General features: G+C 69.5%; 14 protein-coding genes. 3 read left to right on the top strand and 11 right to left on the bottom strand.

The genetic code is table 11. The features are described 5' to 3' along the window. Window positions 1-136: 136 nt before the first annotated feature. Together E0E30_RS06830 and hisF are read right to left on the bottom strand one after the other, a co-directional pair. The gene (locus tag E0E30_RS06830; RefSeq protein WP_130865661.1) at window positions 137-532 is read right to left on the bottom strand and encodes an HIT family protein; all 396 of its coding nucleotides are present in this window, start codon (window positions 530-532) and stop codon (window positions 137-139) included. Between the two features lie 49 nt (window positions 533-581). Beyond that, complete coding sequence (gene hisF, locus E0E30_RS06835) at window positions 582-1,343, bottom strand: imidazole glycerol phosphate synthase subunit HisF (protein ID WP_130865662.1); 762 nt, start codon at window positions 1,341-1,343, stop codon at window positions 582-584. Between the two features lie 60 nt (window positions 1,344-1,403). On the opposite strand from hisF, the gene E0E30_RS06840 reads away from it, so the two are divergent. Continuing rightward, on the top strand, window positions 1,404-1,595 hold the full coding sequence (locus E0E30_RS06840; RefSeq protein ID WP_130865663.1) for a hypothetical protein: 192 nt from the start codon (window positions 1,404-1,406) through the stop codon (window positions 1,593-1,595). Here the strand turns inward: E0E30_RS06840 and E0E30_RS06845 are convergent. From E0E30_RS06845 to E0E30_RS06870, 6 genes are all read right to left on the bottom strand, one after another. Further along, on the bottom strand, window positions 1,570-4,341 hold the full coding sequence (locus E0E30_RS06845; RefSeq protein ID WP_130865664.1) for a DEAD/DEAH box helicase: 2,772 nt from the start codon (window positions 4,339-4,341) through the stop codon (window positions 1,570-1,572). The two genes, E0E30_RS06840 and E0E30_RS06845, sit on opposite strands and share 26 nt — an antisense overlap. 53 nt (window positions 4,342-4,394) lie before the next feature. Continuing rightward, a complete protein-coding gene (gene tatC / locus E0E30_RS06850) occupies window positions 4,395-5,252 on the bottom strand; it encodes a twin-arginine translocase subunit TatC (protein WP_245306534.1) in 858 nt (285 codons plus the stop codon). A 20-nt stretch (window positions 5,253-5,272) separates the two neighbouring features. Further along, entirely contained in the window at window positions 5,273-5,494 is a 222-nt protein-coding gene (locus tag E0E30_RS06855; RefSeq protein ID WP_130865665.1) for a twin-arginine translocase TatA/TatE family subunit, read from the bottom strand. A 71-nt stretch (window positions 5,495-5,565) separates the two neighbouring features. Continuing rightward, window positions 5,566-5,769: a hypothetical protein gene (locus E0E30_RS06860; RefSeq protein WP_130865666.1), complete on the bottom strand. Its 204-nt coding sequence runs from the start codon at window positions 5,767-5,769 to the stop codon at window positions 5,566-5,568. Window position 5,770: 1 nt separating this feature from the next. Continuing rightward, window positions 5,771-6,742 carry a helix-turn-helix transcriptional regulator gene (locus E0E30_RS06865; protein WP_130865667.1) on the bottom strand — a complete coding sequence of 324 codons (972 nt, stop codon included), beginning with the start codon at window positions 6,740-6,742 and terminating at the stop codon, window positions 5,771-5,773. Further along, window positions 6,739-7,806 carry a WYL domain-containing protein gene (locus tag E0E30_RS06870; protein WP_130865668.1) on the bottom strand — a complete coding sequence of 356 codons (1,068 nt, stop codon included), beginning with the start codon at window positions 7,804-7,806 and terminating at the stop codon, window positions 6,739-6,741. Before E0E30_RS06870 ends, E0E30_RS06865 begins: the two co-directional genes overlap by 4 nt. 151 nt (window positions 7,807-7,957) lie before the next feature. Between E0E30_RS06870 and E0E30_RS06875 the strand changes: the two genes are divergently transcribed. Together E0E30_RS06875 and E0E30_RS06880 are read left to right on the top strand one after the other, a co-directional pair. Beyond that, window positions 7,958-8,824 carry an ABC transporter ATP-binding protein gene (locus tag E0E30_RS06875; RefSeq protein WP_245306535.1) on the top strand — a complete coding sequence of 289 codons (867 nt, stop codon included), beginning with the start codon at window positions 7,958-7,960 and terminating at the stop codon, window positions 8,822-8,824. Between the two features lie 6 nt (window positions 8,825-8,830). Beyond that, window positions 8,831-11,431: an ABC transporter permease gene (locus tag E0E30_RS06880; RefSeq protein ID WP_130865669.1), complete on the top strand. Its 2,601-nt coding sequence runs from the start codon at window positions 8,831-8,833 to the stop codon at window positions 11,429-11,431. Between the two features lie 48 nt (window positions 11,432-11,479). Here the strand turns inward: E0E30_RS06880 and E0E30_RS06885 are convergent, their stop codons facing one another. The 3 genes from E0E30_RS06885 to E0E30_RS06895 all read right to left on the bottom strand — a co-directional run bounded on the left by E0E30_RS06885 (window position 11,480) and on the right by E0E30_RS06895 (window position 12,659). Beyond that, a complete protein-coding gene (locus E0E30_RS06885) occupies window positions 11,480-12,058 on the bottom strand; it encodes a hypothetical protein (protein ID WP_130865670.1) in 579 nt (192 codons plus the stop codon). A 71-nt stretch (window positions 12,059-12,129) separates the two neighbouring features. Continuing rightward, window positions 12,130-12,456 carry a type II toxin-antitoxin system PemK/MazF family toxin gene (locus E0E30_RS13900; RefSeq protein ID WP_130865671.1) on the bottom strand — a complete coding sequence of 109 codons (327 nt, stop codon included), beginning with the start codon at window positions 12,454-12,456 and terminating at the stop codon, window positions 12,130-12,132. Beyond that, window positions 12,453-12,659: an antitoxin MazE-like protein gene (locus tag E0E30_RS06895; protein ID WP_130865672.1), complete on the bottom strand. Its 207-nt coding sequence runs from the start codon at window positions 12,657-12,659 to the stop codon at window positions 12,453-12,455. The genes E0E30_RS13900 and E0E30_RS06895 overlap by 4 nt, the downstream gene beginning before the upstream one ends. Window positions 12,660-12,692: the final 33 nt, after the last annotated feature.

A 12,692-nucleotide genomic window follows, 5' to 3' on the forward strand; every position in this document is an offset into this window, starting at 1 on the left:
GAGTCGGGACGCTAGTCAATAACCAGAAGGTTGCTGGCGTGGGGGCCGTTCATGGTCATGATTCTTGACCACGAACCGCCCCACGTCAACAGATCTGGACAAACTTCCCACATCCTGAGACCGGCGCGGTGGCGGGTCAGCCGACCAGCTGTCCGAGCACCTCGTCCTGGTCGCGCAGGGGGAGCCTGGTCCGAATCCCCGCGACCCCGGGCTCACGGGCATAGCGCGGGATGACGTGGACGTGCAGGTGCCCGACGCTCTGACCGGCGACCTCACCCGAGTTGACGAGGAGGTTGACGCCGTCGGCGTCCAGCCGGTCGACGAGGGTGCGCGCCACCGTCGTCACCAAGGGCGCGACGGCGGCGAGCTGGCCGTCGTTCGCCAGCACGTCGGGCACGTGGACGCGCGGGACGACGAGGGTGTGCCCGTCCTGGGCGGGATTGACGTCGAGGAAGGCGATCGCGACGTCGTCCGAGGCGACCTGGCGGCAGGGGATGTCCCCGGCGATGATCGAGCAGAAGAGGCAGTCCATGGCCACAGTCCTACCATGGCCGACCCCACCGGACGGCGGTCCTGACCGTTCAGCGGACCTCGAACCCGGCCGACCTCAGCTCGTCCTTGACCTGTCCGATCGTCAACGTCCCGTAGTGGAAGACGGACGCCGCCAGGACGGCGTCGGCACCGGCCCGGGCGGCGTCGACGAAATGTCGGGCGGTTCCAGCCCCGCCGGAGGCCACGAGCGGCACGTCGACGACGGCCCGCACCGCCTCGATCATCTCGAGGTCGAAGCCGTCGGTGGTGCCGTCGGCGTCCATGGAGTTGAGCAGCACCTCCCCGACGCCGCGGTCGACGGCCTCCTGGCACCACTCGAGGGCGTCCAACCCGGCAGGTCGCGACCCACCGTGGGTCGTCACGCCGAACCCGGAGGGCTGGCCGGCCTCGCGGCGGGCGTCGAGGGACAGGGTGAGCACCTGGCTGCCGAAGCGATCGGCGATCCGCGAGATGACCGAGGGATCGGCGATCGCCCCGGTGTTGATGCCCACCTTGTCGGCGCCGGCCCGCAGCAGGGCGTCGACGTCCTCGACATGGCGCACTCCCCCGCCGACGGTGAGCGGGATGAAGACCGTCTCGGCGCAACGCCGCACCATCTCGCGGGTCGTGGCGCGACCCTGGGTGGAGGCGGAGATGTCAAGGAAGGTGAGTTCATCGGCGCCCTGCCGTCCGTACTCGGCGGCCAGTTCGACGGGGTCGCCGGCGTCACGCAGGTCGGTGAAGTTGACCCCCTTGACGACCCGGCCCTCGTTGACGTCCAGACAGGGGATGACGCGCAGCGCAACAGCCATGGCGGCACCCTACCTGCCTTCCCCGGACACTCCCCCGGTCGTCCGCCCCGGCCCGGCCGGGTGACGCTGTGGCTGCGGGTCGACGACGCGCCGGCCCGCGCCGGCCGATTCGTCGACGCCGGCTGGACGGTCGCCGACGACCTCACCGCCTGGGGCGCCGAGCGGACGATCTCGGTGCGCTCGCCCGACGGACTCGTCCTCGGCTTCGTCAGTACGGCGTCGGAGGTCAGTCCTGGTCCCGATCCAGCGTGACGACCCCGCGCTGGAGGGCCCCGACGACCCTCCGACAGGTCTGGGCGAGGTCCTCGCCCACCCCGGCCCGGCTGAGTTGACCGGCCAGGTCGGCCACCTGACGTACCTGCCGTACGAAGTCACCGGCGCTCATCCCGTCGGACAGGACGACGTCGAGCCCGGCCCCGCTGGCCCAGGCGTGGATGACCTCGGCGACGCCGATGTCGAGGTCGCGCGGGCGGTCGAGCCGGTGGTCGCGCTCGAGCAGGCCGATCCGGGCCCGCACGGCGCGCAGGTCGCTCTCGGCGCGCTCCGAGGCTCGGGTCGGCATCCGCACCGGTCGGCCCCGGTCGGAGGGTCGCGACTCGTGGACGACGGTCGAGAGCACCGCGGCGAGGTCGGCGACGTCGAGCCCGTCGAGGACGCCCTCCCGGGCGGCCTCACAGACGACGAGGTCGAGTTCGCTGTACACCCGCGAGAGGATGCGTCCCTGGTCGGTCACGGTGCGCCCGTCCGGGCCGAGGTAGCCCAGGGCCTCGAGGACCAGGCAGATCCGCTCGAACCTCGTGGCGATCGACGCCGACCGACGTCGAGCCTTCTCCAGGGCCTCGTCGCGGGTCCTCCTCAGCCTCATGGCGCGTTCGGCGAAGCGGGCATGGGTCTCACGGTCGGGGCAGGCGTGGCAGGGGTGGCTGCGGATCTCGGCGCGCAACCGGGCGATCCGGTCGGCGAGCTCGGCGTCGATCTCGCCCTGGTGACGACGGGAAGGAGCCGGAGCCTCGAGGTTGGCGACCGCCCGGTCGAGGGCCTGCCCCAGGGCCCGGCGTGATCCGGCGTCGCCGGGGTGGAAGTGGGCCGGCACCCGGACCCCGGCCATCCGGTGCAGGGGCGCGTCGAGGTCGTCGGGCCCGAGCTTGACGACGGCCCGCGTCGCGGTGAGGACGAGGGGGCTGGGGCGTCGCCCGTCGCGGCGTCGGCCGCGAGTGCCCGGGTCCACGACGACCGCCCAGCCCTCGTATCGGCCGGCCGGCACGTGGACGACGTCGCCCGGGTCGAGGGCCGACAGGGAGTCGACGATCTCCTCCTCGCCGATACCGCGTCTCGTCCTGGCCTGCTCGGCCTCGAGCCGGGAGACCTCCTCGCGCAGCCCGGCGTACTGCTCGAAGTCGCCGAGGTCACACCGGGCGGCCTCGAGGTAATCGGTGATGGCCTGCTCGTCCTCGCGGTTGCGCGCGGGCACGACACCGAGCCGCCGATCGGTCTGGAACTGGGCGAAGGACCGCTCGAGGAGCTCACCCGCCCGCTCCCGGCCGAGGGTGGCCACGAGGTTGACGGCCATGTTGTACGTGGGGACGAAGGCCGAGTTGAGCGGGTAGGTGCGGGTCGAGGCCAGGCCGGCGACGGCGCGCGGATCCATGCCCGGCTGCCAACACACGACGGCGTGTCCCAGGGTGTCGATGCCCCGACGTCCGGCCCGCCCGGTGAGCTGGGTGTACTCACCGGGGGTGATGTCGGCGTGGGTCTGCCCGTTGTACTTGACGAGCTTCTCGAGGACGACGGTGCGTGCCGGCATGTTGATGCCCAGGGCCAGGGTCTCGGTGGCTACGACCACCTTGAGCAACCCCTGGCCGAAGGCCTCCTCGACGACGGCCTTCTGCACCGGCAACAGGCCCGCGTGGTGCGAGGCCAGCCCGGCCTCCAGATGGGCGACGAAGGTCTCCCAGTGCAGCGCCCGACGCTCCTCCTCGGTGAGCGACTCGCCATGACGGTCGGCGATCCGCCGCACCTGCACCGCCTCCTGCGGAGTGGTGAGCACCAGATCCGTGCCGGCCAGCTGGGACACGGCGGCGTCGCACCCCACCCGGGAGAAGACGAAGATGATGGCCGGCAGGAGGTTGGCCCGCTGCAACGACCGGACGACCTGGACCCGGCTGGGGCTGTTGCGGGGCGCGTCGCGGTCGACACCGCGTCCCCGGTCCCCGCGTCGGGCGGAGGCACCGCCGAACCGTCCCGTCCCGTAGGTGACGGTGCGACGACCACGACCGCTGCGTCCACGAGGACGTCGGGAGTCGTCGCGCTGGTACCTGGCCTCCTCACGGGCCAGCCGCACGAGCTCGGGATTGACGTCACGGCCACCGCCGTCGAACAGATCGATGAGTCCTCGTCGGGCGACGATGTGCTGGTCCAGCGGCACCGGACGGCGTTCGGAGACGACGACGCGCACGTCCCCACGCACCTCGTCGAGCCATTCGCCGAACTCCTCGGCGTTCGAGACGGTCGCCGACAGGCACACGAGGGTGACGTCCGGGGCCAGGCCGAGGATGACCTCCTCCCACACGGGGCCACGGAAGCGGTCGGCCAGGTAGTGCACCTCGTCCATGACGACCCAGCCGAGCCCCGACAGGGTCGAGGACTGGGCGTAGATCATGTTGCGCAGCACCTCGGTCGTCATGACGACGAGCGGTGCCTGCGGATTGATCGAGACGTCGCCGGTAAGCAGGCCCACCTCGCCGGGGCCGTAGCGCTCGACGAGGTCGTGGAACTTCTGGTTCGACAGGGCCTTGATCGGCGTCGTGTAGAAGCACTTGCGGCCGGTCTCGAAGGCCAGGAAGGTGGCGTACTCCCCGACGACCGTCTTCCCCGCGCCGGTGGGTGCCGCGACGAGCACCCCGGCTCCCTCGTCGAGGGCGGCGCAGGCCTCCTGCTGGTAGTCGTCCAGGTCGAACGAGTAGGTGGCGGCGAACCTGCCGAAGGAGGTGGCGTCCATGTCCTCCACGATATCCGTGCCCGCCGCGGACGGCCGCCAGGACGCCGTCGACCTCAGTCGACCTTGATGTTGAACTCGTCGCGGTCGATGCCGAACTCGTCGACCGGGTGCCGCTTCTCGTTGGCGCGGCAGATGAACTCGGCGATGACGTACATGAGCGCCATGGGGACGGCCAGGGCACACATCGAGATGGGGTCACCCGAGGGGTTCGCGAAGGCGCCGATGACGAAGAAGCCGAAGATCGCCCACTTGCGTGCCGCGGCGAGCTGCGACGACGACACGACGTGGACGAGATTGAGCAGGACGAGGAAGACCGGTAGGAGGAAGCACACCCCGAAGAGGAGGATGATGCGCAGCTCGAGCGCCAGGAAGGCGTTCATGTCGAGCAGGTTGGTGATGCCCATCCCGTGAGGGGTGAAGTTGAGCATCATGGAGATGCCCTTGGGCAACACCCAGTAGCCGAGACCGGCGCCGAGCAGGAACAGCGGGACGGACGCGCCGACGAAGCGGATCGCCCACTTCTTCTCCTTGTCAAGAAGACCGGGGACGATGAAGGCCCAGATCTCGTAGAGCCAGATGGGGCAGGCGGCGATGAGCCCGGCCACCATGGCGATCCGCAGGTTGAGCAGGAACGGGGCGACGACACCGGTGTTGACGACCTGCAGCTGGGCTGTGGGGTTCTTGGCCTTGATGGCCTCACTGGCCAGTTGGTACGGCCACATGACGAGCTGCACCAGCGGCCGGTAGAAGACGAACGCCACCGAGGAGGTGACGACGATCGCCAAGATCGAGACGACGAGGCGATACCTGAGCTCGCGGAAGTGGTCGACGAGCGACATGGTGCCGCCCTCCCCCGCCTGGGGAGGACGGAACCGTGCGAATCGCCGATGGTCCTCGGCCTGGACGCTCATGGGGTCGCCTCGTCCTCGACTCAGTTGGCCGAGGAGGTGCCCTCGTCGGTGGGGCCGTCCTCGGTCTTCTTCTCGGCGTCCTTGCTGTTGAGGCCGGCCGTCTCCTCCTTGAACTCACGGATGGCGCGACCGGCACCCTTGCCGACGCCGGCGAGCCGGGAACCGCCGAAGAGCAGGACGGCGACGATGAGGAGGATGAGGATGCCCATCTCGGTGGGGATGAGCAGGAGCTGGGCGGTCATGGGCCTTGGTCCTTTCACGGGATCCCGATCGATCGACCGGCGGTCGCGATCGGTGTGGATCGGCGTTCAGGCTACCACGGCACACCAGAGGCTCCCGGGGTGTCGAGGCCGTCCAGGTCGAGCTCGTCGAGGAGCCGTCCGAGCTCGTCAAGCCTGCCTGTGAGGCTGCTCAGAGCATCCAGGAGAGCTCTGGTGCGCCGCCAGAGGTACCACGCCCCCAGGACGGTGAGGGCCAGGGCGCCGAGCAGCGCCGCGAGCAGCATCCAGAGCCACATCTCAGGTCCCGCTCGCGCCCTGGTCGACAGGATCGACCCCGTGGACCTGACACGCCCCACGGACGAGCCTCGCGGCGTCGGCGGCCGCCTCCGGAGGGTCGACGGCGAGGACGTCGGGGCCGAGGGCGACGAGGAGGTCGGCGAGCCACCGTCGACTCGCAACCGCGAAGGTCATCCGCCATCCCCGGGGCACCCGTTCCACCGTCCGGGTCGGGTGGTACTCACCCACCCAGCCCGACCGTGGGGTGAGCAGCAGGGTCACCTCGTCGTCGGCGGGCACGTCACCGAACCACTCGAGGTGCTCGGGCGGCCGCCCGTGGCTGGCGGCGGGGCCGATCTGCCGGGCGTCGACGATCCGGTCCAGACGCCAGGTGCGCCAGTCCCTGCGCGCCGTCGACCAGCCGACGAGGTACTGCCGGCCGTCGCGGACCTCCACCCGCGCCGGATCGACGACCTGCTGGGTCGCCTCGGCGGCGTCCTGCCTACGGTGGTGTATCTCAAGTCGGCGTCGCTCCCGGCAGGAGCGGACGAACCACTCGGTCCGTGGATCGCTCGTCACCGAGGCGCTGGCCTCGATGACCCCCTCGCCGACCGGGGCCAGCCCGCGCAGTTTCTCCTGGGCCGAAGCCACGGCGACGGCGGTTGTCGGATCGGCGAGGTCGGCGACGACCTGGAGGGCCGCCAGCAACGACCAGGCCTCGTCCGGGGTGAGCTTCATGGGTCTGGGCAGGGCGTCGGCATTGGTGAGGGTGATCGTGCCCTCCGCATCGACGGCGTCCATGTCGATGTCGATGAGGTCGTCGGGCAGGCCGCCGGGCAGCCCACACATCCACAGGATCCTCAGGTCGGCGACGATCCGGGACGGCGGGACGTCGAAGACCCTCGCGGCCTCGGTCACGGCCACCCCGGGATGCGACCTCAGGTACGGGACGAGGGCGAGCAGTCGGCTGACATCGGAATGACCCCGCGTCATGACGCCGCCCTCCGCACCCAGTCGAGCTGGCTCACCCGGCGGATCCGTGCGACGATCTCCTCGCGGACGTCATCCGGGCCGAGCACGAGGGCGTCTCCCCCGGCGCGCAGGACGGCCGTGGCCAGCTCCTCGACGCCCGCGCAGGTCGCCCTGACGACCACCCGGGACGGGCGACCCGCATCGCCCGACCGGGAGGGGTCCGGGGCTGGTCCGTCCACCGGCGCCATCGCCCCTGGGCCGCCCCGGAGCAGGTCGTCCCCTCGGTGGGGTGCCGAGCCAGGGTCGACGGGTTCGAGCGTGACGCCCGGCATCCTCGTGCCCTCGCGCACCGCCAGGGTGGCCTCGACGGGCGGGCTGGGCGGCGGCTCGAGGCGTCGCAGATGATCGGCCACGAGGGCCGGGTCGGGACGGCTGACCGTGCCGGGCTCGCCCGTCGTCCGCACCGACGAGGTGATGCGTGAGAGCCGGAAGACCCGAGGCTCGTCGGCATCACGGTCGCGCCCGAGCAGGTACCAGTGTCCACGCCGCAGGACCAGCCGCCACGGGTCGACGTGCCGCACCCGCTCCTCACGGTACGTGAACTCGACGGGCGCTCCTGCCAGGCTGGCCCCCCAGAGCTCCTCGAAGCCGGCCTCGTCGGCCCCGGAGGACACCTGGGTCGGCAGGCCGGCCTCGGTGTCGGGGTCGACCCCTGCCGCCCTGAGTTTGGCCAGGGCAGCGGTCGAGGACTCGTCGAGGACGCTCTCACGCCACACCCGGGCGGCCATCCCCAGGGCGTCGGCCTCGGGCTGGGTGAACTGCACGGCGGGCAGCTCGAACTCATGGCGTGGAATCCGGTACCCCACCTCGGCACCGGCGAGGGTGTCCAGGGGCACGGTCCGGATGTCGATGCCGAGCCGACGCAGCTCTTCCTTGTCCCGCTCGAAGGACCTCTTGAAGGCGTCGTCGGAGCCCTGCCGGTAGTCCTCGATGGTCTGGCGAAGGGTGGACCTCGTGAGCGGACGGTCGGTGACGAGCAGGGCGATGACGAGGTTGACGAGACGCTCCGAACGCTTCGCTGACATGGTCACCTCTCCGTTCCAGCGCGGCGCGCAGGATACCTCGGCACTCCCACCGGCGCAACACCGAGCATGGACACTCTTGATCCTAGAGTGTGCCGTGACGTCACAACAGTTGCCTGCTCGATCCACCCCTCGTCCGATCCAGGAGTACGCCATGGCGCCGACCGCCGCTGCCGCCGATCATCTCGTCAAGACCTATGGAACAGGTGATGCCGTCGTTAAGGCCCTCGACGACGTCACCGTACGCGTCGAGGCGAGCGCGCTCACCGCCGTCATGGGCCCCTCGGGCTCGGGCAAGTCGACGCTCATGCACTGCATGGCCGGGCTCGACCGCCCGACCTCGGGACGGGCCCTCATCGGCGAGACCGACGTCGCCATGCTCACCGACAAGAAGTTGACCCTGCTGCGACGCGAACGGGTCGGGTTCATCTTCCAGCAGTTCAACCTCGTGCCGACCCTCACCGCCAGGGAGAACATCCTCCTGCCCCTGGCCATCGCCGGGCGCAAGCCCGATCCCCAGTGGTGGGACGCCGTCATCGAGACGGTGGGTCTGGCCGACCGGCTCAGCCACAAGCCCTCCGAGCTGTCCGGGGGCCAGCAGCAGCGGGTGGCCTGCGCCCGGGCGCTGGTGGGACGCCCCGAGATCATCTTCGCCGACGAACCGACCGGGAACCTCGACTCGACGAGCGCCGCCGAGGTGCTCGGCTTCCTGCGCCGATCCGTCGACGAGTTCGGCCAGACGATCGTCATGGTCACCCACGATCCCGTGTCGGCGTCGTACGCCGACCGGGCTCTCTTCCTGGCCGACGGGCGGATCGTCGAGGACATCGTCGACCCCACCCATGACCGGGTCCTCGAGACGATGGCCCGGCTCGACCCGCGCCGAGCCGGGCACGCCAGCGCCACCGAGAGGAAGAACGGTCCGGAGCGCGAGGCGCCCGCCGCGCCGCGTCACGCCGATGACTCCCCTCGTCCCGGTTCCGCGGCCGCATCGGTCGCCCGCCGCGCCGAGAAGGCCTGAGCGACCATGTGGAAGGCCACCTTCACCTCCCTGTGGAGCCGCAAGCTGCGGCTGTTCATGTCGACCCTGGCCATCGTCCTGGGAGTCGCCTTCGTCTCCGGGTCCTTCGTCTTCGGCGACATGCTCCGATCCACCTTCAACTCCATCGTCTCGGGCTCGGTCTCCGACGTCGAGGTCACCAAGAACACCGACGAGGCCGTCCAGGGTGAGACGACGAACCGGTACCCGCTGACCCAGGAGGTCGTCGACAAGGTCCGCCGGGTGGCGGGCGTCAAGGACGCCCAGGGCAGCCTCGCCGAGACGGGCACCGTCCTCATCGGCCGCAACGGCAAGGCCATCACGAGTTTCGGACCGCCACAGCTGGGCTTCAGCTGGCAGACGATGCCGGCCCTCGGCGGCCAGCAGGGGATCCACGTCGTGTCAGGCCGGGAGCCGCGCAACGACGACGAGGTCGCCGTCGATCCCGAGACCCTCGACACGTCGGGTCATCGGATCGGCGACAAGGTCAAGGTCATCACGAGCAGGGCCGGCACCGTGCAGGCCACGCTCGTCGGCACCGCGACGATCGGCCAGGGCGGATCGGCCGGCGCCAGCTATGTCTTCTTCACCACCCACCGGGCCCAGGAGCTCTTCCTCGAGGGCCACGACGCGTTCACCCGCATCTCGATCCTGGCCGAACCGGGAGCCGACCGGTCGACGATCGCCAAGGCCGTCCAGAAGGTCGTGCCCAAGGGGTATCAGGCCAAGGACGGCAAGGTCATCGCCGATGAACAGATCACTGCGATCGGCAAGGCCCTGGGCTTCGTCGACATCTTCCTCCTCGTCTTCGCCGGGATCTCGCTGCTCGTGGCGAGCTTCCTCATCGTCAACACCTTCACCATCCTCGTCGCCCAGCGCTCCTCGGAGTTGGCGCTGTACCGGGCCATGGGCGCCAGCCGCGCACAGATCAGGGCCACGGTCCTCGTCGAGGCCCTCGTCGTCGGCGCCGTGGGGTCCGTCGTCGGCCTGTTCGGTGGTCTCGGCCTGGCCGTCGCCATCAAGGCGATCATGGCCGCAACCGGCTGGGACATCGGGCAGTCGACGATCACCCTGGGCCTCAAGGCGGTCATCGCGTCGCTGGTCACCGGCATCCTCGTCACTGTCATCGCGGCCCTGCTGCCGGCAGCCCGGGCCACCCGGATCTCGCCGGTGCAGGCCATGACCTCGGCCCGGACGGAATCCGAGGTCGGGTTGGGCAAGCGTGCCGTCGTCGGCGTCGTCATGGCCGCGGTCGGCGTCGCCGGGATCGTCCTGGGCGTCCTCGACGTCGTCCCCAAACGCGTCGCCTGGGCGGGGGCGGGCATGGCCCTGACGATGATCGGCGTCGCCCTGGCCTCCCCGCTGCTCGGCCGTCCGGTCATCTGGGTCGTCGGCAAGGTGTACCGGGCGGCCTTCGGCGAGCTCGGGAAGCTGGCCGAACTCAACTCGATCCGCCAGCCCCGTCGCACGGCGGCGACCGCCTCGGCGCTCATGGTCGGGCTCACCCTGGTGTCGCTCATGGCCGTGTTCGGCGCCTCCTCGACGCGCTCGGTGACCACCCAGGTCACCGACACCGTCCGGGGTGACTTCATGGTCGGACGCCAGGGGTTCCAGGAGTTCCCCGATCAGGTCCGCACCAAGGTGGCCGCCGTCCCCCAGGTCAAGGACGTCCACACCATGAAGGTCGCGTCGATGCTCGAGATCCCGGCGGGCTCGGGCACCCCGCCCAAGGAGTACTTCACCGACCCGATGGGGCGCCATGTCCGTCGCATCGCCGGTATGGACGCCTCATCCCTGGACCGGATGTTCCCGCAGACCATGACGAAGGGGCGCATGTTCCGGGCCGACGGGGAGATGATCGTCGAGGACAAGGCGGCCACCGAGAACCACCTGTCGGTGGGTTCGACCTACCGGTTGTGGTCGGTCGAGGCACAGCGGCCCATGAGCTTCACGGTCGTCGGCATCTACACGACCGGCAAGGGACAGGCCATCGCCGACATGTGGGTCTCGACCACGACCCTCACCTCGGTGGGTCTGGGGGCGACCGACAACTTCCTGTCGATCTACCTCAAGCCGGGTTCCAACCACGACGAGGCCCGCAAGGCCCTCGACGCCGCGCTGGCTGACATGCCACTGGTGAGCGTCATGGACGTCGGCCAGTACACCGACCAGATCCTCGTCAACGTCAACCGGACCATGGCGCTGCTCTACGCCCTGCTCGGACTGAGCATCGTCATCGCGGTGCTCGGCATCGTCAACACCCTGGGGTTGAGCATCATCGAGCGCACGCGGGAGCTCGGCCTGTTGCGGGCCATCGCCCTCACCCGACCCCAGGTGCGCCGGATGATCACCCTCGAGTCCGTCGTCATCGCCCTGCTCGGTGCGGTGGTCGGGGTCGGGTTGGGGACGGCGTTCGGCGTCGTGCTGCAGCGGCTCATGGCCACCCAGGGCATCGACGAGTTGTCGGTCCCGTGGCTGCAACTCGTCGCCTTCGTCGTCGCTGCCGGAATCGTCGGTGTCCTCGCCGCCCTGTGGCCGGCGCACCGGGCGGCCCGGACGAACATCCTGCGGGCGATCGCCAGCGAGTGAGGGGGGTGGACCTCCCACCTAGACCCTCACCCGCTGGTCCATCGAGCGTCAGTCGGCGGTGACCATGTCCCCGTCAATGACGTTCAGGGTCTTCGCCTGGGATGGCTTGATGGCACCCGTCACTCGCAGCAGGATCGGCCCCTTGACGAACGAATACTCGCTGCCGAAAGCCGGGGCACTCTTGAAAATCGTCTGAAGATACTTCGCCCGCTGCACCGCATCCTTGTTCGTCGCCCACTGTTCGACCGATGCTCCCCTGGACACGTCGAGCTCGCCAGCCCCGGACTCAGCGGGAATCCACTGGATGTTGGCTGCCGCAGTGTACCCGTTGGGGCGGCCGAGAAGGTTGTTCGGATCATTGTCCTCGGTGTACTCGACGATCTTGGAACCAGGCTTCTTGGCCGCCACCATCTTTGCAACCGCCATCGCCGTCATGGAAGACGCGTCGTCCTCGGATGCGGACGCCGTCGCCACGGAGCTCGACTGTCCCGTGGCTGCGGACGTGGCGGACATCGCGGGCGAGGGCGTCGTGGCACCCGCACCTGTGGATGAGCTTCCCGACCCGCCGCATCCTGCCAAGGCGATGAGGACCGTGATCGAAGCTGTCACTCCCTTGTGGATCTTCATGACCTCAAGGTAGCAGCCTCGTGTCACCTCAGTAGGCTGGAAAGACATTGAGTCTCGAATGGCTCATTCCCTCAGGACGCAAGTCCGAGGAACACCGCCATGAGTCGTTTCACGTCGGCCATCTGTTGACTCGTCAGGCGCCCGATACGACTACCCAGGTGGCTCCGTCGGACTGTGGTGATCCTGTCGATCATGAGGTCACTCGAGTGGTCCAGGCCGGACGTCCCGCCGGGTTCCACCCGAAACCTCATGAGGGGGCTGTCCACCACGTGCAAAGTGAAGGGAACCACGGTCACCGAGTCTGTCGCGTCGAACACGTCGTCCTGCACGATGAGAGCAGGCCGCGGCTTCGTCGAGTGGACCCCACCGGCCACGGTCCACACCTCGCCGCGTTTCACTCCTGGCCCCAGTCCGCCGAGATTGCCTCGACGAAATCCTCATCGTCGGTCTCCTGATCATTGACAGCCATGAGTTCGCTCTGCCGGTGAGCCTCGTCGACGAACCCAGGCGTGCGCACATCCGGCACCCAGATCTGCACCAAGCGGTACCCGCGCGCACGCATGCGACGGCGGTGATCTCTCACGCGTTCCTGGACCGTCATGACCCCAGTGCTACATGTAACAGGGTGACCCAT

It is taken from the genome of Acidipropionibacterium timonense, from assembly GCF_900605005.1.
Taxonomy (GTDB): Bacteria; Actinomycetota; Actinomycetes; order Propionibacteriales; family Propionibacteriaceae; genus Cutibacterium; species Cutibacterium timonense.

What these genes read in the sequence shown, in the direction of transcription:
- E0E30_RS06855 (WP_130865665.1), bottom strand. Translation starts at nt 5,494, where the DNA reads ATGACCGCCCAGCTCCTGCTCATCCCCACCGAGATGGGCATCCTCATC.
- E0E30_RS06885 (WP_130865670.1), bottom strand. Translation starts at nt 12,058, where the DNA reads ATGAAGATCCACAAGGGAGTGACAGCTTCGATCACGGTCCTCATCGCC.
- E0E30_RS06830 (WP_130865661.1), bottom strand. Translation starts at nt 532, where the DNA reads ATGGACTGCCTCTTCTGCTCGATCATCGCCGGGGACATCCCCTGCCGC.
- E0E30_RS06870 (WP_130865668.1), bottom strand. Translation starts at nt 7,806, where the DNA reads ATGTCAGCGAAGCGTTCGGAGCGTCTCGTCAACCTCGTCATCGCCCTG.
- hisF (WP_130865662.1), bottom strand. Translation starts at nt 1,343, where the DNA reads ATGGCTGTTGCGCTGCGCGTCATCCCCTGTCTGGACGTCAACGAGGGC.
- E0E30_RS06865 (WP_130865667.1), bottom strand. Translation starts at nt 6,742, where the DNA reads ATGACGCGGGGTCATTCCGATGTCAGCCGACTGCTCGCCCTCGTCCCG.
- E0E30_RS06880 (WP_130865669.1), top strand. Translation starts at nt 8,831, where the DNA reads ATGTGGAAGGCCACCTTCACCTCCCTGTGGAGCCGCAAGCTGCGGCTG.
- E0E30_RS06895 (WP_130865672.1), bottom strand. Translation starts at nt 12,659, where the DNA reads ATGACGGTCCAGGAACGCGTGAGAGATCACCGCCGTCGCATGCGTGCG.
- E0E30_RS06845 (WP_130865664.1), bottom strand. Translation starts at nt 4,341, where the DNA reads ATGGACGCCACCTCCTTCGGCAGGTTCGCCGCCACCTACTCGTTCGAC.
- tatC (WP_245306534.1), bottom strand. Translation starts at nt 5,252, where the DNA reads ATGAGCGTCCAGGCCGAGGACCATCGGCGATTCGCACGGTTCCGTCCT.
- E0E30_RS06875 (WP_245306535.1), top strand. Translation starts at nt 7,958, where the DNA reads ATGGCGCCGACCGCCGCTGCCGCCGATCATCTCGTCAAGACCTATGGA.
- E0E30_RS06860 (WP_130865666.1), bottom strand. Translation starts at nt 5,769, where the DNA reads ATGTGGCTCTGGATGCTGCTCGCGGCGCTGCTCGGCGCCCTGGCCCTC.